Origin of the sequence: Pseudomonas sp. TWI628, from assembly GCF_039673865.1 — a bacterium.
GTDB lineage: Bacteria > Pseudomonadota > Gammaproteobacteria > Pseudomonadales > Pseudomonadaceae > Aquipseudomonas.
The window spans coordinates 111,049-130,490 of the sequence record NZ_JBDJMM010000013.1; the positions used below are offsets into that span (position 1 = coordinate 111,049).

Below are 19,442 nucleotides of genomic sequence, written 5' to 3' on the forward strand. Positions count from 1 at the left end.
TCATTGCACCTGGCCACGGCCAATGCCGTAATAGGTGAGGCCGGCGGCGGCCATGTGCTCGGGTTCGAACAGGTTGCGGCCGTCGAACACCACGCGGTCAGCCAGTTGCTGCGGGACCTTGTCCAGGTTCAGTACCCGGTAGTCCTGCCACTCGGTGACGATCACCAGGGCGTCGGCACCCAGCAGGGCGTCGTCCTTGCACGGCACCAGTTTCAGGTCGGGGCGAGCGCCGTAGTGCCGCTGGATCTCTTCCATGGCTTGCGGGTCGTGGGCCTGGACGCTGGCGCCAGCGGCCCACAGTGCTTCGAGCAGCACCAGGCTGGAGGCTTCGCGGATGTCATCGGTGTTGGGCTTGAACGAGAGCCCCCACAAGGCGAAGACCTTGCCGTGCAGGCCACCGGGGTAGTGGCGCTGGATCTTGCTGAACAGCCGGCTCTTCTGCCGCTGGTTGACCGCCTCGACCGCGCCCAGCAGCAGCGGGTCGAAGCCTTCGGTCTCGGCTGTCCTGCGCAGCGCCTGCAGGTCCTTGGGGAAGCACGAGCCACCGAAGCCGCAGCCGGGGTAGATGAAGTCGTAGCCAATGCGCGGGTCCGAGCCGATGCCGCGGCGAACCATTTCGATGTCGGCGCCCAGGTGCTCGGCCAGGTTGGCCATTTCATTGATGAAGGAAATCTTGGTTGCCAGCATGCAGTTGGCGGCGTACTTGGTCAGCTCGGCGCTGCGCGCGTCCATGACCATGATTTTCTCGCGGTTGCGGCTGAACGGCTGGTACAGCTCGCGCAGCAGTTCGACCTCGGCCGGTGCGGCACCGCCGATGATGATGCGGTCCGGGCGCAGGCAGTCATCGACTGCCGAGCCTTCCTTGAGGAACTCGGGGTTGCTGATCACCTGGTAGCGTTCCGCGTCGGCCACCGCCTGGCTGATCCGCGCCTTGATGCGCTCTACCGTGCCGACCGGCGAGGTGGACTTGTTGACGATGACCTTGGGGCCATCGGCATGTTCGAGGATGCTGTCGATCACGCGGAATACATAGCGCATGTCGGCGCTGCCATCGGCCTGTGGCGGGGTGCCGACGGCGATGAACTGCAACCTGGCGTACTGCGCCGCTTCAGCGGCATCGGTGGTGAAACGCAGGCGGCCGCAGGCCAGGTTCTTCTCCAGCAGGGGCGCAAGGCCGGGCTCGAAGATCGGGCAATGCCCCTCGCTGAGCGCCGCCACCCGCTCGGCGTTGATATCCATGCATAGCACCGAGTGCCCCACCTGAGCCAGGCATACTGCCTGGGTAAGGCCGACATAGCCGGTACCGAAAACCGTAACCTTCATTCAAAGCTCCATGGTGTGAACCTGTACGGGCAGTACCCCTGCTCGCGCAGGTGCCTGGGATGTGGCCGCAGAGATCCTTGGCGAAAAAGCTGAAAAAAAATGTCACATTTTTGTTTAAATTTTGTTACTTGAGCCCGGTTCAGAAGGCCTCTTGCGTGTGCACACGTTTGCTTTGCAAATGGCAAGCAAACTCATCTTCTTGGCGCACAAAAAAAGCGCCTGGCGCAGGCCAGGAAGTTGAGGGAAGTTACAACCGAATAAACATGACGTGTGGAAACCCCGGAAGGGTCGGCACAATGCCAGAGCATAGACAGCTACTAGCGAAGCGCCAGAATAGGCCTTGGGTTTCTTAGGACAAGTTGCACTAAGAGATGTCAGTTGTATGACACTCGATGCCTATAAGTTTGCTTGTTGCGGGTTTCATGCACTGTTTGCCTGCTTCAGTTAGTTCGCCTTGCCCGCGAAATACGTCGAGGGGCTAGACTCATAACGGATATACATCCATTCATCCTACTGACCACCGCTCCCCTCGAACCGGATTTCCTCGTCGACGGTGGCCTTCTTGCAGAGGAGGGCAGGTCATGGACGAGGCAAGGCTTCACGAATTCATGGGCAAGCTGGTGGGTGACATGGGCGCTGCGGCGACCCTGGCCAATGTCATCCTCGGCGATGAACTGGGGCTGTACCGGGCCATGGCCGACAGCCAGCCGACCAGCCCCGAGGCACTGGCGGCAAAGACTGGCTGCCACCCACGGCTGGTGCGCGAGTGGCTCAACGCCCAGGCAGCCTCCGGCTACATGGTGCATGACAAGGGCACGTTCGTTCTGCCTGAAGAGCAGGCCATGGCCCTGGCCCTGGAAGACTCGCCGGCCTACATGGCGGGTGGTGCGGCAGTGATCGCAGCACTGTTCCATGACAAGGACAAGCTGGTAGCGGCCATGCGCGGCGACGGCGGGCTGGCCTGGGGCGATCACCACCCATGCATGTTCAGTGGCACCGAGCGGTTCTTCAGGCCCGGTTACCGCACCTTTCTCGTGGCGGACTGGCTGCCGGCGCTGGAAGGCGTGGTGGCCAAGCTGCAGGCCGGGGCCAAGGTGGCGGACGTCGGTTGCGGCCATGGCGCTTCGACCCTGGTCCTGGCCGAGGCGTTTCCGGCTTCTACTTTTACGGGCTACGACTATCACGCGCCGTCCATTGCCACGGCCAGCGAACGTGCGCGCGAGGCTGGGCTGGCGGGGCGTGTGAGCTTCGAGCAGGCATCGGCCAAGGACTATCCAGGGCATGACCATGACCTGGTGTGCTTCTTCGATTGCCTGCACGACATGGGCGACCCGGTGGGTGCGGCGAAGCATGCCTACCGGGCGTTGAAGGCGGATGGCACGGTGATGCTGGTGGAGCCTTATGCCGAGGATTCGCTGGAAGGCAACCTGACGCCTGTCGGGCGCTTGTTCTATGCGGCGTCGACGTTCATCTGCACGCCCAATTCGCTGTCCCAGGAAGTGGGGCTGGGGTTAGGGGCGCAGGCTGGGGAGGCGCGGTTGCGGGCGGTGTTCGAGGAGGCGGGGTTCACACGGTTCCGGCGGGCAACGCAGACGCCGTTCAACCTGATCCTGGAGGCTCGTAAATAAGGCATTTTCAGGTACGGCCCGGTAACCTGGGATCGAGGTGGGGTAACCCACCTCGAAGCCAACCAACGGCAGATAAGGCCAGAGCGGGTCAAGCGTCAGTTTGTGCGAACAACAAGGAATTCATGCTGGGTTCCAGCAGCAACGGTCAGATAGGCGGCTTCTGCCAGGTTGCCGGGGGCACCTGCGATGCGTTTGATGGGGTTGTCCTGTTGATCGCGAAAATAACACTTCAGGGTATCTTTACTCCATTCGCGGGGCTGCAGCTTGAAGATGGCCTGCTTGTCCTGATTCGTATAGAACCCGAGGTAGTTGTTTCGGCTGACATCCAGCGTTGCAACACGCTTGTCGAAAAGCGAGACCGTGACATTGATTCGGTCGGGCGATTCAGAGTGATAGTGGAACAGCATGGCCGGGGAGTCACTGGATCCCCCAGCCTGCAGCCAGTCATTGGCAGCAAACTCAAACAGCCCTGCGTTGGTCAGGGAAAGAGGTATACGCTTGCTTTGATCAAGCAAATAGAGCTTGCCGATGAATGAGGAGCGTTGAATCCAGTGTGCGGGTTGTACTACAGGCATAAGAAACTCCTGGGATACACGGGTCGGCTATTCAGTAGCGTAACGGTGGAGGTAGGAATAGGCGTCTGCATGCTTCAACAGCGCTCGATCACGAATTCGCAGGCAGCGCCGACGTTGAGCCTCAGCACTTCTACCTGTCGTGGCCTAGGCCTCGTGAACGCGTAACGGAAAAGCCTTATCTTCTGGTTATTGCTGTACATGATGCAGCGCAGCGAATTGGCCTGTGCTGAAAGCACTTCAAGTTCAAAGGTGGTCTGTTGTGCGCCGCTGAGTATGATGTGGCCGTGTTCGTCAAGCGTACAACAGGCCGGGCCAGCCGCATCCAGCAACTGATAGCTGAAGCGATTCGACGACTTGCTGCTGAACTTGAAGACGAGCTTGAATGCTTCCTGAGTGCCAGGCATGAGCAAGGGGATGGGAGTAGGGGGTGGAGTTGGGCCCCTTAACGAATCTTCGTTTTCAGCAGCTATTGAAGGTTCGTTGCCTACATTAATAGCGGCTTTTTGGTTTTGTACCTGGACGTACAATTTTCCAATAAACGTCTGTTCTGCCCAATACGGGGAAACTGTTTCACTGTTCATAGCGCTTCCTGTGGCAAAGATCAGAAACGGTGGGTCTCCGAGCAGGGCCACCCTAGCGATAACAGGCGGGAGTGAACGATTCGGTAGTATTTCCTGGCAGCAGGAAATGAAGGCAACCTGCATCGGCATTCATTTCGGGCCTGAAATGCAGAAGGGGCGCCCTGTTGGCACCCCTTCTGGTTTACTGCTTAGGCTTCAGCGTCCCAGGGACGATCGCCATTTTCATCTTTCACGCGGGTCGGCAGGCCCATCACGTCGAGCGCCTTGAGGAACGGCTCGGCTGGCAGTTCCTCGACGTTGACCATGCGCTTGGCATCCCACTCGCCACGGGCGACCAGCAGGGCCGCGGCCACTGGCGGTACACCGGCGGTGTAGGAAATGCCCTGGCTGTCGGTCTCGGCGTAGGCTTCTTCGTGGTCGGCCACGTTGTAGATGAACACTTCGCGCGGCTTACCGTCCTTGGTGCCCTTGACCAGGTCACCGATGCAGGTCTTGCCGGTGTAGCCCGGGGCCAGCGAGGCCGGGTCAGGCAGCACGGCCTTGACCACTTTCAGCGGGACCACTTCCAGGCCTTCGGCAGTTTTTACCGGTTGCTCGGAGAGCAGGCCAAGGTTCTTCAGCACGGTGAACACATTGATGTAGTGCTCGCCGAAGCTCATCCAGAAACGCACGTTAGGCACGTTGAGGTTCTTCGAGATCGAATGAACTTCGTCATGGCCAGTCAGGTACAGGTTCTGCGAACCTACTACCGGCAGGTCGTCGGTACGCTTGACTTCGAACATGGTGTTGCTGGTCCACTGGCTGTTCTGCCAGCTCCACACTTGCCCGGTAAACTCGCGGAAGTTGATTTCCGGGTCGAAGTTGGTGGCGAAGTACTTGCCGTGCGAACCGGCATTGACGTCGAGAATGTCGATCGAATCAATGCTGTCGAAGTATTGCTGCTGCGCAAGTTTTGCGTAGCTGTTCACCACACCCGGGTCGAAACCGACGCCGAGAATGGCGGTAATGTTCTTTTGTTGGCACTCTTCGAGGTGTTTCCACTCGTAGTTGCCGTACCACGGCGGGGTCTCGCAGATCTTGCCCGGCTCTTCGTGGATGGCGGTGTCCAGGTAGGCGACACCGGTATCGATGCAGGCACGCAGCACCGACATGTTAAGGAAAGCGGAACCGACGTTGATCACGATCTGCGATTCGGTCTCGCGGATCAGTGCCTTGGTCGCCTCGACATCGAGGGCGTTGAGCGAGAAGGCCTGGATGTCGGCGGGTACCTTGAGGCTACCCTTGGCCTTGACGCTGTCGATGATGGCCTGGCATTTGGAGATGTTCCGTGACGCGATAGCGATACGACCCAGTTCGTCGTTATGCTGCGCGCACTTGTGGGCCACCACCTTGGCGACACCTCCTGCACCAATGATAAGAACGTTCTTCTTCAATTTAACTTTTGCTCCTTACTTGGAAAGCCGGTCTTACGACAGGCTGGAAACGTAGTCTTCGAAACCGAAATCGCGGACCACCTCGACGCTGCCGTCGAGCTGCTTGACCACGATCGATGGCATCTTCAGGCCGTTGAACCAGTTTTTCTTGACCATGGTGTAGCCGGCCGTGTCGATGAACGACAGGCGGTCGCCGATGGCCAGCGGACGATCGAATTGGTACTCGCCGAAGATGTCACCGGCCAGGCACGACTTGCCGCAGACCATGTAGGTGTGCTCGCCGTCGTTGGGGGCCATCTTGGCGTTGAGGCGGTAGATCAGCAGGTCGAGCAGGTGTGCTTCGATCGAGCTGTCGACCACGGCCAGGTGCTTGCCGTTGTACAGGGTGTCGAGCACGGTCACTTCCAGCGAGGCGCTGTTGGTGATGGCCGCTTCGCCCGGCTCCAGGTAGACCTGCACGCCGTATTGCTCGGAGAAGGCTTTCAGGCGCGCGCAGAAGGCGTCCAGTGCATAGCCTTCGCCGGTGAAGTGGATGCCGCCACCCAGGCTGACCCACTCGACCTTGTGCAGCAGGTGGCCGAAGCGTTCTTCGATGTGCGACAGCATCTTGTCGAACAGGCCGAAATCACCGTTCTCGCAGTTGTTGTGGAACATGAACCCGGAGATCTGTTCGATCACCTGTTCGATCTTCACCGGGTCCCATTCGCCGAGGCGGCTGAACGGGCGGGCCGGGTCGGCCAGCAGGTAGTCGGAGCTGCTCACTTGCGGGTTGACGCGCAGGCCGCGGACCTTGCCTTCGGACTGTTCGGCGAAGCGCTGCAGTTGGCCGATCGAGTTGAAGATGATCTTGTCGCAGTTCTCGAGCATTTCCTCGATTTCGTCATCGGCCCAGGCCACGCTGTAGGCGTGGGTTTCGCCAGCGAATTTCTGGCGGCCGAGCTTGAGCTCGAACAGCGAGGACGAAGTGGTGCCGTCCATGTACTGCTGCATCAGGTCGAACACCGACCAGGTAGCGAAGCACTTGAGGGCGAGCAGCGCCTTGGCACCGGAGTTTTCGCGCACGTAGGCGATCTTCTCCATGTTGCTCAGGAGCTTGGTTTTGTCGATGAGGTAGTACGGCGTCTTGATCATTTAAAGGCCCCCGGCCAGGCCGGCCAAAAAAAAGACCCGCATTGTGCCTTCACTTGCCGCAGATCGAAAGGGCGGATGGTGTATTTCGTCTGCGTGGCGGTGGTTGCAGGTGAAATGTTTCGGCAGTGGCGGGTTCAGTAGTACAGGGGGAAATGAACATCCTGATGACAGCGACGTTCAATTTCCTGTTCCGGCCCTTTCGCGGGGCGCGTCAATCGACCTGCTTAAGCCAGGCCTGAATCTGCTCCAGCGTAGCAGTGGCCCCGCCACAAACCACTACCAGCACGTGCTGGTAGCTGGCCAGGGCAGCGGCTTCATAAGCCAGTGCCAATGCCGCGCCACACGCCGGCTCCACCAGCACCCGATGGTCCAGCAGGAACCGCTCGCAGGCCTCCAGCGCTGCCCGATCACTGACCAGGTGGCTTTGCACCGGATGCTGTCGGGTACAGGCCAGCGCCTGTTCGGCCACGCGCTTGGCGCCCAGCGAACTGGCCACCGAAGCGATGCGTGGCAGCTCCACCGTGTGCCCGGCCTGCATGGCGGCATGCAGCGAAGCGGCCCCGGTGGTTTCCACCGCCAGCACCGGCACATCGCCCCAGCCATTGCGCTGCAAGCCCTCGACCACACCGCTGAGCAGGCCGCCGCCGCCCACCGACAGCACCACCGCACCCGGTTTGAACCCGCTCGCCGCCACTTCATCGACCAGGCTGGCATGCCCGGCCCACAGCAGCGGGTCGTCGAACGGGTGGATGAAGGCATCGCCCGCACCGACCAGGGTCAGTGCCAACTCGTTGGCCTCTTGCCATGAGCTGCCATGCACCACCACCTTGGCGTCTTCCAGGCGCAGCAGTTCCTTGGCCCGCTCGGTAGTGGTCTCAGGCACCACCACGGTCACCGGCACCCCCAGCTTGCGCCCGGCATAGGCCACGGCCAGCCCGGCATTGCCGCCCGACGAGGAGACGAAATGGCGCGCACCACGGGCGTGGTGCACCTCGCAGGCATGGCCGACTCCGCGCAGCTTGAACGAGCCGCACGGCTGCAGGGCATCGAGCTTGAGCCACACCGAACGGCCAGCGGCCAGCGAAAGGGGGCGGGATTCGACGAGGGGCGTCTGGATATGGAGGGGCATGAAAACCTTCTGATTGCGCAACACAAAGGAAGGATGTCATACCAGCTGGCCCCAGCGTCGGCAAGCCAACGATGGGGCCAGGATGCTCAGCCCAGGGGCGGCGTGCGCGGCGGTACCTTGCGGCGCGAGCCGGTCGCTTCAAAGGCCGCAGCAAAGCTCAGCAGCGCATTGTCGCTATAGGCCTTGCCGGCAAAGGTCAGCCCCACCGGCATGCCGATGTCGGCCATCACGCCCATCGGCACGGTCACGGTCGGCACGCCCAGGTGGCGGATGGCCAGGTTGCCGTTGGCCACCCAGATGCCGTTGCTCCAGGCGATGTCGGCCGAGGCCGGGTTGACGTCGGCATCGGCCGGGCCCACATCGGCCACGGTCGGGAACAGCACGGCGTCCAGGCCTTGCGCGTCCATCCAGTCTTCGAGGTCGATCTTGCGGGTCTTTTCCAGCCCGCGCAGGCCATCGGGCAGGGTCTCGATCTGGTCCCAGGTCTTCAGGCCGCGCTTGGCCATGTTGACGTATTCGTCCATGCCGGCGGCCAGGTCGTCCTCACGGTTGGGCAGGGTGCCCGGGTCGTGCGGGAAGATCTGCGGGCCATCGACATCGGCCAGGCGGTTGAGCTTGGGGTCATCGTTGGCGCGCAGGAAGTCGTCGAAGGCCCAGCCCGACAGCTCCCACAGTTCGTCATGGAGGAATTCCTTGCTGACGATGCCACGGTTGTAGACGGTCGGCGCGCCCGGGCGGTCGCCCTCGCAGTTGGACACCAGCGGGAAGTCGACTTCCAGTACTTCGGCGCCGGCCGCTTCCAGGGCCTGGCGGGCCTGCTTCCACAATTCGATGACGCTGTCGCGGGTGTTGATGCGCTGGCCGGTCGGGCCACCGATGCCTGGCTTCTCGGCGGTGCCGGCTTGGGCGTCGGCATTGATGTACATGCGCGGTACGCCAAAGCGCTTGCCCTTGAGCGAGCTGGCATCGACGGCCAGGTCCAGGTAGGAAGCCGGGCGCACGGAGGAGGCGGCCGGGATCGGTACCCACGGCTGCAGGCGCCACAGGTCGCCGCGCTTGTCGGCATCGTCGGCGACTACCACGTCGAGGATTTCCAGCAGGTCGGCCATGGTCCGGGCATAGGGCACCACCACGTCCATGGTCGGGGTCAGCGGCCAGTTGCCACGTACCGAGATCACGCCACGCGACGGGGTGTAGGCGCACAGACCGTTGTTCGAGGCAGGGCCACGACCACTCGACCAGGTTTCCTCGGCCAGACCGAAGGCGCTGAAACTGGCGGCGGTGGCGGTACCGGCGCCGTTGGACGAGCCAGAGGCAAATGGTGCGGTCAGGTACTGGGCGTTGTACGGGCTTTCGGCGCGGCCGTAGACACCACGCTGCATGCCGCCATTGGCCATCGGTGGCATGTTGGTCTTGCCCAGGCACACGGCCCCGGCGGCGCGCAGGCGCTCGATGGTGAAGGCGTCGCGCTGGGCGACCAGGTCCTTGAACGCCGGGCTGCCGGAGGCGGCAGTCAGGCCCTTGACCAGGTAGCTGTCCTTGGCGGTGTAGGGGATGCCGTCCAGCGGGCTCAAGGTCTGGCCCTTGGCGCGGCGAGCGTCGGAGGCCTCGGCCTCCTTGAGCGCTTCAGGGTTGCGCACGACCACGGCGTTCAGCGCGGTGGCGGTGTCGGCTCCATCGTAGGCATCGATGCGCGCCAGGTAGGCCTTGACCAGCTCGACTGCCGTCGTGCGGCCCGTTTCGAGTGCGTCGCGCAGCTCGGCAATGGAAACCTCGGTTACCTCGATCATGCTTTCACCAAAATTTGTGCAGGTTGGGGCTAGTGCGAGGAGTGTACAAGAAGGGATCAGGGCTGGGAGGTTTGCGCGGGAGAAATGGTTTTTTGCAACGGGGCATTGTCGGGGCCGCGCAGCGGCCCCGATAGCCTCAATCCAGGTCGGCTGCCGAGTGCCGCTCGGGCACCTGGCTGGCTTCATCGCCCCAGGTGCGGTTGACCCGGGTGCCACGCAGCACGGCCGGGCGCTGGGCAATTTCTTCGGCCCAGCGCTGCACCTGCGGGTATTCATCCACCGCCAGGAACTCGGCTGCACCATACAGGTTGCCGCGCACCAGTTGGCCATACCACGGCCATACGGCGATATCGGCGATGCTGTATTCGTCGCCTCCAAGGTAGCGGCTGACCGCCAGGCGGCGCTCCAGCACGTCGAGTTGGCGCTTGGCTTCCATGGTGAAGCGGTTGATGGCGTATTCGAACTTCTCCGGCGCGTACACATAGAAGTGGCCGAAGCCGCCGCCCAGGTAAGGCGCGGAGCCCATCTGCCAGAACAGCCAGTTCAGGGTTTCGGTGCGTGCGGCCGCTGCCTTGGGCAGGAAGGCGCCGAACTTTTCCGCCAGGTGCAGCAGGATCGAACCAGACTCGAACACCCGCACTGGCGGCTCGACGCTGCGGTCGAGCAGGGCGGGGATCTTCGAGTTGGGGTTGACCTCGACGAAGCCACTGGAGAACTGCTCGCCGTCACCGATGCGGATCAGCCAGGCATCGTATTCGGCGCCGCTGTGGCCCTGAGCGAGCAGTTCTTCGAGCAGGATGGTGACCTTGACGCCGTTGGGGGTGGCCAGGGAGTACAGCTGCAGCGGGTGCTTGCCGACGGGCAGGTCCTTGTCATGGGTCGGCCCGGCGATCGGCCGGTTGATGCTGGCGAACTGGCCACCGGACGCGGCTTCGTTGCGCCAGACCTTGGGCGGGATGTAGGGGGGCTTGCTCATGCAGAGGTTCTCCTTGGAAAGCGCGAAAGCGTCCACGCAAAGGCGTGGACTTGCATCTATGCCATGGGTTCGGAGAAAAGCGCAAATGCATTGGGCGCGGGCGTCAGCTGCAAGGTGCGTTGGCCGCGTGGCTCACCTGGGCCACAGTTGCGCTGCGATCAGGCGGTCGTATGAAAGGCTGCAGCGGGTGCCGGAAGGGGTGCGGTAGTGGACGCGTCGGTCGGCGGCATCGACATGCGAGGTGGTGCCTTGGACCAGGCACAGGTTGCCGTGATCGAACGGCTGCTGCAGGCCAGTCTGGGGGGCCAGCAAGGTCACCTGGGCACCCTTCTGGCCTTGCAGGTTCAGTTGCCGAATGGCGCTCAGTGCGCTCCATGGGCCGGCGATGCCGGTGCCAATGATCAGGATATTGTTCAACGTTGTGCTCCTGGAAAGTCCGAAAGACACAGTAGACCGTAATTGCAGGCAACGATGTTACGGGGCCAGCTGGCAGATCTTTTCAAAATGTTGGCGGGGTGATGACCCAGATCACCACGGCATCCACTTCGCCAGGGTTGCCGTAACGGTGCGGCTCCTGGCTGGAGAAACTGAAACTGTCGCCTTCGCCCAGCAGGAAGTGGCGTTCACCCACCCACACCTCGAAGCTGCCCGAGAGCACATAGCCCGCTTCGTCACCTTCATGGCTATAGCTCTGCTGGCTGTAGGTGCCTGGCGGAAAGCGCGAGTGCAGCATCTCGAGCTGGCGGTTGGGTTGCGGGGTCAGCAGCTGGTCGACGATGCCGTCCTCGTAATGCACGCTCAGCCGGCTGTTGCGCCGCACCACGTAACCCTGGTCTTCGGGGGCGGTGGTGGCTTCGCTGGCGAAGAACCACTGGATAGTCACACCGAGGCTGCGGGCAATGTTGAACAGCGCCGGGATCGACGGGTATGACAGGTTGCGCTCCAGCTGGCTGATGTAGCCGGCGGTCAGCTCGCTGTGCGCCGCCAGCTCCGCCAGGGTCATGCCGCGGCGCTTGCGCAGGCCGCGGATGCGGCCACCGAGAAACTGCGGCGCGCTGCCGCCGTCTTCGGCGGCGGGCGGTAACTGGGGTTGTTGGCTCATGCGCTTCGGTCCATCGGGAAAGCCGCAGTATGGCCAGGCTCAGAGCGCCCAGGCAACAGTCAGGCCGTCGTGGATGGCCTCTTCGGCTGTGCGTGGGGCCAGGCAGTCACCGATGCGCCGCACCTCCACCAGGCCTGCCAGTTCTGCTGCCAGGGTGTCCTGAGGTTGGTGGCCGAGGCACAGCACCAGGGTGTCGATACCTTCGAAGATCATCGGCTCGCCGCTGGCGGTGTGCTGCAGGTAGACGGTGTTGTCGTCGCAGCCGTACAGGCGGGCATATGGCGTGATGGGGATGCCCAGACGGTGCAGTTCGCCGGCCATCTGGTCGCGGACGTACAGCGGCAAGGTTTCGCCGCAGTGGGTGCCGTTCACCGCCAGTTGCACCTGGTGGCCGGCGCGCACCAGGCGCTCGGCGATGCCGGGGCCGATCCAGTCGCAGCGCCAGTCGATCACCAGCACCGAGCGGCCGAGGATGGCCTCATTGCGCAGGACCTGCCAGGCATCCACCACCTGCAGCTCGCCGCTGCGTTCGAACGATGGCCAGTAGGGCGTGGCGCCGGTGGCGGCAATCACCAGGTCGGGGTGTTCGCGTTCGACCAGGGCGCGGTCGACACGCGTATTACGTACTACGCGTACGCCGGCCAGTTCCATCTCACGCTGCAGGTTGGTGCTGGCGCCGCCGAACTCGCTGCGCCGGGGCAGCAGCTGGGCGAGCTGTATCTGGCCGCCGAGTTGTGTACTGGCTTCGTACAGCGTTACCTCATGCCCACGGGCGGCGGCAACGGCTGCAGCCTTCATGCCGGCGGGGCCACCACCCGCGACCAGGATGCGCTTGCGCGCGGTAGCGGGGGCAGGGTGTTGGTACTGCAATTCGCGCCCGGTTTCCGGGTGTTGGATACAGGAGATCGGCAGCCCCCGGTGGAAGTGGCCGATGCAGGCCTGGTTGCAGGCAATGCAGGCGCGCACATCCTCGACCTGGCCACGCTCGGTCTTGGCCGGCATCTGCGGGTCGCAGATCAGTGCGCGGGTCATGCCACACACATCGGCCTGGCCACGGGCCAGGATCAGCTCGGCTTCCTGCGGCTGGTTGATGCGCCCGGTGACGAACAGCGGGATGTCCAGGTGCTGCTTGAAGGTGCCGGCCTCGCGCGCCAGGTAGGCCGGAGCGATGGCCATTGGCGGCACGATATGCACGGCGCCGCCCAGCGACGCCGAGGTGCCGGCGACGATGTGCAGGTAGTCGACCTGGTCTTGCAGGGCCTGGGCGGCGGCGAGCGATTCGTCTTCGCTCAGGCCGTCGCTGTCGCGCTCGTCGGCGCTGATGCGCAGGCCGACGATGAACTGCTCGTCGGTGGCCGCCCTGACTGCTGCCAGCACTTCACGCAAAAAGCGCAGGCGCTGTTCCAGTTCGCCGTTGTAGCCGTCGTTGCGCTGGTTGACCCGCGGGTTGAGGAACTGCGCCGGCAGGTAGCCATGGCTGGCCACCACCTCGACACCGTCCAGGCCGGCCTGGTGCAGGCGCCGGGCGGCGCTGGCATAGCCCTGGACGATCTCGTCGATCATCGCCTGGTCCAGCGCCCGCGGCATCACCCGGAAGCGCTCGTTGGGCACCGACGAGGCCGAGTAAGCGACCGCCAGCAGGCCGTCCGCCGACTCCATGATCTCCCGCCCCGGGTGGAACAATTGCGACAGCACCACCGTGTCATGGGCATGGCAGGCCTCGGCCAGGCGCCGGTAGCCGTCTATGCAGGCGTCGTCGGTGGCCATCAGCACATGCGAGGTGTAGCGCGCACTGTCATGCACCCCGGCCACCTGCAGCACGATCAGGCCGACGCCGCCGGCGGCGCGGGCGCGCTGGTAGGCGATGAGCTTGTCGTTGACCAGGTTGTCGGTGGGCAGGCAGGTGTCGTGGCCGGTCGACATGATGCGGTTCTTCAGGCGTTTGCCGCGGATCTGCAGCGGTTCGAAGAGGTGGGCGAAGGCGGTCGTCATGCGGGCGGCTCCGGTGCGGTGCTGTTCTTGTTTTTCTCATGAAAGTGTAGCGTCAGTAAAAAATCAACTTGTTTTTTTACTGGTGCCCGACTAGCTTTTTCCCAGCCACGGCAGTGGCGCGTGACCTCACTACAACAAGAAACGGGCCTTCGAGCTAACGCGCGGCGGTACCGACAGGAGGCAACTCGATGCAGGCATTCCCTCGCAGTACCGGCCTTTGCGCAGCGCTGCTGGCCTTGGGCCTGGGCAGTGCGCAAGCGGCGCCGCAGATGGTCGTGGTCGGCTATGGCGGCGCCGGTCAGAAAGCCCAGGATGTGGCGATCTTCCAGCCTTTCAGCGCCCAGGACGGCAGCCAGTTGATCCAGAGCGAATACAACGGCGAGATGGCGCGCATCCAGGTGATGGCCGATACCGGCAATGTCGACTGGGACGTGGTGCAGATCGAGGGGCCGGACCTGATGCGCGGCTGCGACGAAGGCATCTACGAGCACCTCGACTGGCAGCGCCTGGGGCATGCCGCCGAACTGATCCCCGCTGCCGCCCAGGATTGCGGCTCGGCGGCGCTGGTGTGGAGCGTGGCGATTGCCTACGACCGCGACAAGCTGGCCCAGGCGCCGACCTCATGGGCCGACTTCTGGAACGTGCAGAAGTACCCGGGCAAGCGCGGCCTGCGCAAGCGCGCGGTGTACAACCTGGAATTCGCCTTGCTGGCCGACGGGGTCAAGGTCGATGACGTGTACAAGGTGCTGTCGACCCCGGCGGGTGTCGAGCGCGCCTTTGCCAAGCTCACCGAACTCAAGCCGTATATCCAGTGGTGGGATGCCGGCGCGCAACCGGCGCAGTGGCTGACGGCGGGCGATGTGGTGATGACCTCGACCTACAGCGGCCGCATCGCCGTGGCCGCGCAGCAAGGCAGCCCGCTGGCGGTGGTCTGGCCTGGCAGCCTGTATGGCATGGACTACTGGGCGATCATCAAGGGCTCGAAGCATGTCGATCAGGCCAAACGCTTGATCAGCTACGCCAACCAGCCGGATACCCAGGTGCGTTACGTCGAGCAGATCCCTTATGGGCCGACCAATACCCAGGCGGCGGCAAGGCTTGACCCGTCGCTGGCCAGCTGGGTGCCGACCTCGCCGGAGAACCTGCAGGGCGCTTTGGCGATGAATGTGGAGTTCTGGGTCGATCACGGCGAAGAGCTGGAACAGCGCTTCAATGCCTGGGCCAGCAAATGATGTAGTTTGTCGGGGCCGCAAAGCGGCCCCGAATGCCAACAGGAGAACAACAATGACTGCCACGGAACAGACCCTGCGCCAGCAACTGGCCGCCTGCTATCGGCTGATTGCCCATTTCCGCATGTCGGACCTGATCTTCACCCATATTTCCCTACGCCTGCCGGGCCCCGAGCACCATTTCCTGATCAATCCCTATGGGCTGCTGTTCGATGAAATCACCGCCTCCAGCCTGGTGAAAATCGACCTGCAAGGCCGACCGGTGGCGCCCAGCGAATACCCGGTCAACCCGGCCGGCTTCGTCATCCACAGCGCCATCCATGCCGCCCGGGAGGACGCCCAGTGCGTGTTGCACACCCACACCCGCGCCGGTTGCGCGGTGGCGGCGCTGGAGTGCGGGTTGCTGCCGGTCAACCAGATGTCGATGGAATTCCATGGCAAGGTCGCCTACCACGCCTATGAAGGCATCGCGCTTGACCTGGACGAGCAGCAGCGGCTGGTGGCCGACCTGGGCGACAAGCCGGTGATGATCCTGCGTAACCATGGCTTGCTGACCACCGGGCGCTCGGTGGCCGAGGCGTTCCTGCGCATGTATTACCTGGAAAAGGCCTGTGACATTCAGCTGGCGGCGCAGAGTGCTGGGCAGCTGGTGTTGCCGTCGGAGGCGGTGTGCGCGCATACCGAGCGGCAGTTCAATGAACCGATGCGCGGGCTAAAGCCGGGCGAGCTGAGCGACCCGGATGCGCTGCAGCTGGCGTGGGCGGCTTTGTTGCGAATGCTGGAGCGAGTCGCCCCTGGCTATCGCGACTGACAGCCGCCCGCCTGGCGGCAATCAGCGCGCCTGCGGCACGATCATGCTGGCCGGTGCCTCGGCGGCACGCCTGCGCGCCACGCAGTAGTACAGAACGCTCGGCACCACCAAGCCGATCAGCCATGACACATCCACGCCACCCAGGTGCGCGACCATGGGGCCGGTGTACAGCTTGGTGTCGATGAACGGCATCTGCACCAGCACGCCGAGGGTGTAGACGCTGATGCCAGGCCAGTTCCAGCGGCCATAGCGGCCCTCCGGGTCGGCCAGGGCAGGGATGTCGTAGCGCTCCTTGGTGATGAAGTAGTAATCCACCAGGTTGACCGCGCTCCAGGGCACGAAGAAGGTCAGCAGGAACAGGATGAACGACTTGAACGCACTGAGGAACGAGTGCTGGCCGAGCAGGGCCACCAAGGTGGCAGCGCCGACGATGGCCAGCACGAACACCAGGCGTTGTACGCGGCTGATTGCCAGGTGGCCACGAAAGCCGCTGATGATGGTGGCGATGCACATGAAGCTGCCATAGGAGTTCAGCGTCGAGATGGTCACCTTGCCGAAGGCGATGCAGAAGTACAGCAGCGCGGCGGTGGTACCGGCGCCACCGAGGCCGACGATGTAGGCTACTTCACGCCCGCTGAACTGCCCGCCGGCGATCGCCGCGGCGAACACGCCGAGGATCATCGACGCCTGTGCGCCGATGACCGAACCGAGGCCGGCGGCGAGGAAGGTCTTCACCGGCGAGGTGCTGCTCGGCAGGTAGCGCGAATAATCCGCCACGTAGGGGCCGAAGGCGATCTGCCAGGACGCCGCCAGCGACACCGCGAGCAGGAAGGTGGCCCAGCTGAAGTGGCGGTTCTCCAGCAACTGGCCGATGTCGGCGAGCATCAGGATGCGGCTGAACAGGTAGACGAAGGCAATGATCCCCAGCACGCTTGCGACCCGGCCGATCCAGTGGATCACCCGGTAGCCGGCCAGGGTGGCAAGCACGATCACCGAGGCGAAGATGAGGATGCCGGTGCTGTCGCTGACGCTCAGCAACTGGCCAATGGCCTGCCCGGACAGCACCGTGCCGGTGGCGGTGAAACCCAGGTACATCAGGCACACCAGCACCATCGGGATGGCCGCGCCGTACACCCCGAACTGCACACGGCTGGAGATCATCTGGGGCAGGCCCAGGCGCGGGCCCTGGGCCGCATGCAGGGCCATGACCGCGCCGCCAATCAACTGGCCCAACAGCAGGCCGATCAGCGACCAGAACACGTCACCGCCGAGCACTACGGCCAGGGCGCCGGTGACGATGGCGGTAATCTGGAGGTTGGCGCCGAGCCAGAGGGTGAACTGGCTGTACAGCTTGCCATGGCGCTCGGCTTCGGGAATGTAGTCGATAGAGCGCCGTTCGAGCACGGATTTGCGAGACATTGAGGGCTCCACTTCATTGTTTTTTTGTCAGGGGAGGGCCATCGGCGGTGCGTGGCGCGGATGGCGTCTGCCTGATATCAGCATGTCTATACAAGTAGGGTCAAGTGAAGTCTGCAGGGCATAACAGCCAATCTGTTGCGTAAGGGTTAGCCACAACTGTGCTGGTCCCAGCCCGAAAAATGGCCTTATGCTGTTACGAAATATGTCTAGAACGCCTGAAGAAGGAAGCTGCAATGCCGCTCAAGGACCTGCTGATCGCCCTGGTGGTGATCGTCGCCTGGGGAGTCAATTTCGTGGTCATCAAGGTCGGCCTCGATGGCTTGCCGCCGATGCTGCTGGGGGCATTGCGCTTTCTGCTGGTGGCGTTCCCGGCCGTGCTCCTGGTCAGGCGACCGAAGCTGCCTTGGCGCTGGCTGATCGCCTATGGCGCGACCATCTCCCTGGGCCAGTTCGCCTTTCTCTTCCAGGCCATGTACAGCGGCATGCCTCCGGGCCTGGCTTCGCTGGTGCTGCAGTCGCAGGCGTTCTTCACCCTCGGCTTTGCCGCGCTGTTCCTCGGTGAACGCCTGCGCCTGGCCAGCGTGCTCGGCCTGATGGTGGCGGCCAGCGGCCTGGCGCTGATCGGCAGCGAGGACAGCGGCCATGTGCCGCTGGTGGCGCTGCTGCTGACCTTGTGCGGCGGGGCCATGTGGGGCATGGGCAACATCATCACCCGCCGCTTCGGCTCGGTGGACCTGGTGGCACTGGTGATCTGGGGCGGGTTGATTCCGCCGCTGCCGTTCCTGGCCTTGTCGTGGTGGCTGGAAGGGCCGGAGCGGATCGGCCATGCGCTGGCCAATATCAGCTGGAGCTCGGTGCTGGCGCTGGCGTATCTGGCATTCGTCGCCACCATGATCGGCTACAGCCTGTGGAGCAAGCTGCTGTCGCGCCACCCGGCGGGCAAGGTGGCGCCGTTTTCGCTGCTGGTGCCGGTGATCGGCCTGAGCTCGTCGGCCTGGTTGCTCGGTGAGCGGCTGACAGCGGTGCAGGGCTGGGGCGCATTACTGGTGATGCTTGGCTTGCTGGTCAACGTGTTCGGGCCGAAGCTGGGGCAGCGCTTGCGCGCGGCCAGCGCGCAATAGCGGAAGCGGCCGGCGCATTTGTTAGACTTGGCCTTTTTTGCAAGGCCAAGGAGCTCTACATGATCATCTCCACCACCAGCCAGCTCGAAGGCCGCCCGATCGCCGAGTACCTTGGCGTGGTCAGCTCCGAATCGGTGCAGGGCATCAACTTCGTGCGCGATTTCTTCACACGCTTTCGCGACTTCTTCGGTGGCCGTTCGCAAACCCTGGAAAGCGCCCTGCGCGAGGCCCGCGAGCAGGCCACCGAGGAACTCATGGCGCGGGCACGGCAGTTGCAAGCCGATGCCGTGGTAGGCGTGGACTTCGAGATCAGCATGCCGTCGGTGCAAGGCGGCATGGTCGTGGTGTTCGCCACCGGTACTGCCGTGCGGCTGAAGTAGCCAAGTGCCACTGGTCGGGTCTGCAGGTTTCGTCCAGGCAGTCCGCTTGTGACCGGCTAGTCTCACTGGCATAGGTCGCGTTTTTCAGGTCAGCCCATTTGCTGGCTGACGCGGTCGCCACTGAATGGAGCTAGGGCATGAGCGAGTCCTTTTTCGAAGACATGAACGATGCATACCCGATCAACAGCCAGGTGCGTTGCGGTCAGGCGGCGTTCCGCCTGGGCTTCGCCCACATGACCCTGGATGAATCGGAAGACCTCAAGCCTGCACATCTGCAGCGCAGCAAGAAGGGCCGTTTCACGCCACGGGTGCCTGCCAGGAAGTAAGCCTCGAAAAAGTGAACCTGCTCACACCACCCCGCCGTCCAGCGGGGTTTTTTGTGGGTGTTGCTTGATCCTGCTCATGGTAACTGCGGGTTGCCCTCGCAGCGGCGGCGCAGTTGTGGTCTTCTGGCGCGGCATCCAGGAAAGAGAGGATTGATTTTTCATGCGAGTCAGGGACGAGACCTATTGGCAGTGGGCCGACGCACAGTTGCATAGCCGCTGCCATGACGAAGTGCTCAGTGACGGCACTTCGCTGGATATCCAGGTGCGCCTGTCGCGGCTCGGCGCCACGCAGCTGTTCCTTGGGCTGTACGGCCAGGACGGCAGGGCACTGCTGGAGGAGTACTACCCGGCGCGGCCTGGCGAAACCATGACCCGTGCGCTGGTGTGGGGGGTGGACCGCGCCAGGGCGCTGGCGATCGGCGCGTTACCGATGCCGCGGCGGCGACGGCGGGCATGAAAAAGCCCGGCCTATGCAGGCCGGGCTCCATAAGTGGTG

General features: G+C 63.4%; 19 protein-coding genes. 7 read left to right on the forward strand and 12 right to left on the reverse strand.

Going from position 1 to position 19,442, the window contains the following annotated elements:
* Window positions 1–1,323 (reverse strand): UDP-glucose/GDP-mannose dehydrogenase family protein, encoded by a 1,323-nt coding sequence (locus tag ABE528_RS12250; RefSeq protein WP_152957832.1) that lies wholly within the window; start codon window positions 1,321–1,323, stop codon window positions 1–3.
* A gap of 581 nt (window positions 1,324–1,904) precedes the next feature.
* On the opposite strand from ABE528_RS12250, the gene ABE528_RS12255 reads away from it, so the two are divergent.
* Complete coding sequence (locus ABE528_RS12255) at window positions 1,905–2,951, forward strand: class I SAM-dependent methyltransferase (RefSeq protein ID WP_152957833.1); 1,047 nt, start codon at window positions 1,905–1,907, stop codon at window positions 2,949–2,951.
* Window positions 2,952–3,046: 95 nt separating this feature from the next.
* Here the strand turns inward: ABE528_RS12255 and ABE528_RS12260 are convergent, their stop codons facing one another.
* From ABE528_RS12260 to ABE528_RS12305, 10 genes are all read right to left on the reverse strand, one after another.
* Window positions 3,047–3,526, reverse strand: a complete 480-nt coding sequence (locus ABE528_RS12260; protein WP_346653110.1) for a hypothetical protein — start codon at window positions 3,524–3,526, stop codon at window positions 3,047–3,049.
* Between the two features lie 74 nt (window positions 3,527–3,600).
* Window positions 3,601–4,107 (reverse strand): hypothetical protein, encoded by a 507-nt coding sequence (locus ABE528_RS12265; protein ID WP_152957835.1) that lies wholly within the window; start codon window positions 4,105–4,107, stop codon window positions 3,601–3,603.
* 188 nt (window positions 4,108–4,295) lie between these two features.
* Window positions 4,296–5,540: a saccharopine dehydrogenase family protein gene (locus ABE528_RS12270; protein WP_054887353.1), complete on the reverse strand. Its 1,245-nt coding sequence runs from the start codon at window positions 5,538–5,540 to the stop codon at window positions 4,296–4,298.
* Between the two features lie 33 nt (window positions 5,541–5,573).
* The gene (locus ABE528_RS12275) at window positions 5,574–6,671 is read right to left on the reverse strand and encodes a carboxynorspermidine decarboxylase (protein WP_346653111.1); all 1,098 of its coding nucleotides are present in this window, start codon (window positions 6,669–6,671) and stop codon (window positions 5,574–5,576) included.
* Window positions 6,672–6,882: 211 nt separating this feature from the next.
* Window positions 6,883–7,800, reverse strand: coding sequence for a pyridoxal-phosphate dependent enzyme (locus ABE528_RS12280; RefSeq protein WP_346653112.1), 918 nt, complete (start codon window positions 7,798–7,800; stop codon window positions 6,883–6,885).
* An 86-nt stretch (window positions 7,801–7,886) separates the two neighbouring features.
* Entirely contained in the window at window positions 7,887–9,590 is a 1,704-nt protein-coding gene (locus ABE528_RS12285) for an amidase (RefSeq protein WP_346653113.1), read from the reverse strand.
* A 136-nt stretch (window positions 9,591–9,726) separates the two neighbouring features.
* Window positions 9,727–10,566, reverse strand: coding sequence for a glutathione-dependent disulfide-bond oxidoreductase (gene yghU, locus ABE528_RS12290; RefSeq protein WP_346653114.1), 840 nt, complete (start codon window positions 10,564–10,566; stop codon window positions 9,727–9,729).
* Between the two features lie 132 nt (window positions 10,567–10,698).
* Window positions 10,699–10,983 carry a hypothetical protein gene (locus tag ABE528_RS12295; protein ID WP_346653115.1) on the reverse strand — a complete coding sequence of 95 codons (285 nt, stop codon included), beginning with the start codon at window positions 10,981–10,983 and terminating at the stop codon, window positions 10,699–10,701.
* A gap of 82 nt (window positions 10,984–11,065) precedes the next feature.
* On the reverse strand, window positions 11,066–11,668 hold the full coding sequence (locus ABE528_RS12300) for a cupin domain-containing protein (RefSeq protein WP_152957841.1): 603 nt from the start codon (window positions 11,666–11,668) through the stop codon (window positions 11,066–11,068).
* A 39-nt stretch (window positions 11,669–11,707) separates the two neighbouring features.
* The gene (locus ABE528_RS12305) at window positions 11,708–13,660 is read right to left on the reverse strand and encodes an FAD-dependent oxidoreductase (RefSeq protein ID WP_346653116.1); all 1,953 of its coding nucleotides are present in this window, start codon (window positions 13,658–13,660) and stop codon (window positions 11,708–11,710) included.
* Between the two features lie 188 nt (window positions 13,661–13,848).
* On the opposite strand from ABE528_RS12305, the gene ABE528_RS12310 reads away from it, so the two are divergent.
* Together ABE528_RS12310 and ABE528_RS12315 are read left to right on the forward strand one after the other, a co-directional pair.
* The gene (locus ABE528_RS12310) at window positions 13,849–14,892 is read left to right on the forward strand and encodes an ABC transporter substrate-binding protein (protein ID WP_152957843.1); all 1,044 of its coding nucleotides are present in this window, start codon (window positions 13,849–13,851) and stop codon (window positions 14,890–14,892) included.
* Between the two features lie 52 nt (window positions 14,893–14,944).
* Window positions 14,945–15,700 (forward strand): class II aldolase/adducin family protein, encoded by a 756-nt coding sequence (locus ABE528_RS12315; protein ID WP_256669382.1) that lies wholly within the window; start codon window positions 14,945–14,947, stop codon window positions 15,698–15,700.
* Between the two features lie 21 nt (window positions 15,701–15,721).
* Here ABE528_RS12315 and ABE528_RS12320 read toward each other — a convergent pair whose 3' ends face one another.
* Window positions 15,722–17,119: a cytosine permease gene (locus tag ABE528_RS12320; protein WP_152957845.1), complete on the reverse strand. Its 1,398-nt coding sequence runs from the start codon at window positions 17,117–17,119 to the stop codon at window positions 15,722–15,724.
* 233 nt (window positions 17,120–17,352) lie between these two features.
* Between ABE528_RS12320 and ABE528_RS12325 the strand changes: the two genes are divergently transcribed.
* The 4 genes from ABE528_RS12325 to ABE528_RS12340 all read left to right on the forward strand — a co-directional run bounded on the left by ABE528_RS12325 (window position 17,353) and on the right by ABE528_RS12340 (window position 19,403).
* The gene (locus tag ABE528_RS12325; RefSeq protein WP_346653117.1) at window positions 17,353–18,240 is read left to right on the forward strand and encodes an EamA family transporter; all 888 of its coding nucleotides are present in this window, start codon (window positions 17,353–17,355) and stop codon (window positions 18,238–18,240) included.
* A gap of 59 nt (window positions 18,241–18,299) precedes the next feature.
* Window positions 18,300–18,620 (forward strand): YbjQ family protein, encoded by a 321-nt coding sequence (locus ABE528_RS12330; RefSeq protein ID WP_254485177.1) that lies wholly within the window; start codon window positions 18,300–18,302, stop codon window positions 18,618–18,620.
* Between the two features lie 137 nt (window positions 18,621–18,757).
* The gene (locus ABE528_RS12335) at window positions 18,758–18,946 is read left to right on the forward strand and encodes a hypothetical protein (RefSeq protein ID WP_152957848.1); all 189 of its coding nucleotides are present in this window, start codon (window positions 18,758–18,760) and stop codon (window positions 18,944–18,946) included.
* 160 nt (window positions 18,947–19,106) lie between these two features.
* Window positions 19,107–19,403: a hypothetical protein gene (locus ABE528_RS12340; protein WP_346653118.1), complete on the forward strand. Its 297-nt coding sequence runs from the start codon at window positions 19,107–19,109 to the stop codon at window positions 19,401–19,403.
* Window positions 19,404–19,442: the final 39 nt, after the last annotated feature.

What these genes read in the sequence shown, in the direction of transcription:
- ABE528_RS12280 (WP_346653112.1), bottom strand. Translation starts at nt 7,800, where the DNA reads ATGCCCCTCCATATCCAGACGCCCCTCGTCGAATCCCGCCCCCTTTCG.
- ABE528_RS12260 (WP_346653110.1), bottom strand. Translation starts at nt 3,526, where the DNA reads ATGCCTGTAGTACAACCCGCACACTGGATTCAACGCTCCTCATTCATC.
- ABE528_RS12300 (WP_152957841.1), bottom strand. Translation starts at nt 11,668, where the DNA reads ATGAGCCAACAACCCCAGTTACCGCCCGCCGCCGAAGACGGCGGCAGC.
- ABE528_RS12310 (WP_152957843.1), top strand. Translation starts at nt 13,849, where the DNA reads ATGCAGGCATTCCCTCGCAGTACCGGCCTTTGCGCAGCGCTGCTGGCC.
- ABE528_RS12275 (WP_346653111.1), bottom strand. Translation starts at nt 6,671, where the DNA reads ATGATCAAGACGCCGTACTACCTCATCGACAAAACCAAGCTCCTGAGC.
- ABE528_RS12335 (WP_152957848.1), top strand. Translation starts at nt 18,758, where the DNA reads ATGAGCGAGTCCTTTTTCGAAGACATGAACGATGCATACCCGATCAAC.
- ABE528_RS12255 (WP_152957833.1), top strand. Translation starts at nt 1,905, where the DNA reads ATGGACGAGGCAAGGCTTCACGAATTCATGGGCAAGCTGGTGGGTGAC.
- ABE528_RS12325 (WP_346653117.1), top strand. Translation starts at nt 17,353, where the DNA reads ATGCCGCTCAAGGACCTGCTGATCGCCCTGGTGGTGATCGTCGCCTGG.
- ABE528_RS12265 (WP_152957835.1), bottom strand. Translation starts at nt 4,107, where the DNA reads ATGAACAGTGAAACAGTTTCCCCGTATTGGGCAGAACAGACGTTTATT.
- ABE528_RS12330 (WP_254485177.1), top strand. Translation starts at nt 18,300, where the DNA reads ATGATCATCTCCACCACCAGCCAGCTCGAAGGCCGCCCGATCGCCGAG.
- ABE528_RS12285 (WP_346653113.1), bottom strand. Translation starts at nt 9,590, where the DNA reads ATGATCGAGGTAACCGAGGTTTCCATTGCCGAGCTGCGCGACGCACTC.
- ABE528_RS12320 (WP_152957845.1), bottom strand. Translation starts at nt 17,119, where the DNA reads ATGTCTCGCAAATCCGTGCTCGAACGGCGCTCTATCGACTACATTCCC.
- ABE528_RS12305 (WP_346653116.1), bottom strand. Translation starts at nt 13,660, where the DNA reads ATGACGACCGCCTTCGCCCACCTCTTCGAACCGCTGCAGATCCGCGGC.
- ABE528_RS12250 (WP_152957832.1), bottom strand. Translation starts at nt 1,323, where the DNA reads ATGAAGGTTACGGTTTTCGGTACCGGCTATGTCGGCCTTACCCAGGCA.
- ABE528_RS12340 (WP_346653118.1), top strand. Translation starts at nt 19,107, where the DNA reads ATGCGAGTCAGGGACGAGACCTATTGGCAGTGGGCCGACGCACAGTTG.
- ABE528_RS12315 (WP_256669382.1), top strand. Translation starts at nt 14,945, where the DNA reads ATGACTGCCACGGAACAGACCCTGCGCCAGCAACTGGCCGCCTGCTAT.
- yghU (WP_346653114.1), bottom strand. Translation starts at nt 10,566, where the DNA reads ATGAGCAAGCCCCCCTACATCCCGCCCAAGGTCTGGCGCAACGAAGCC.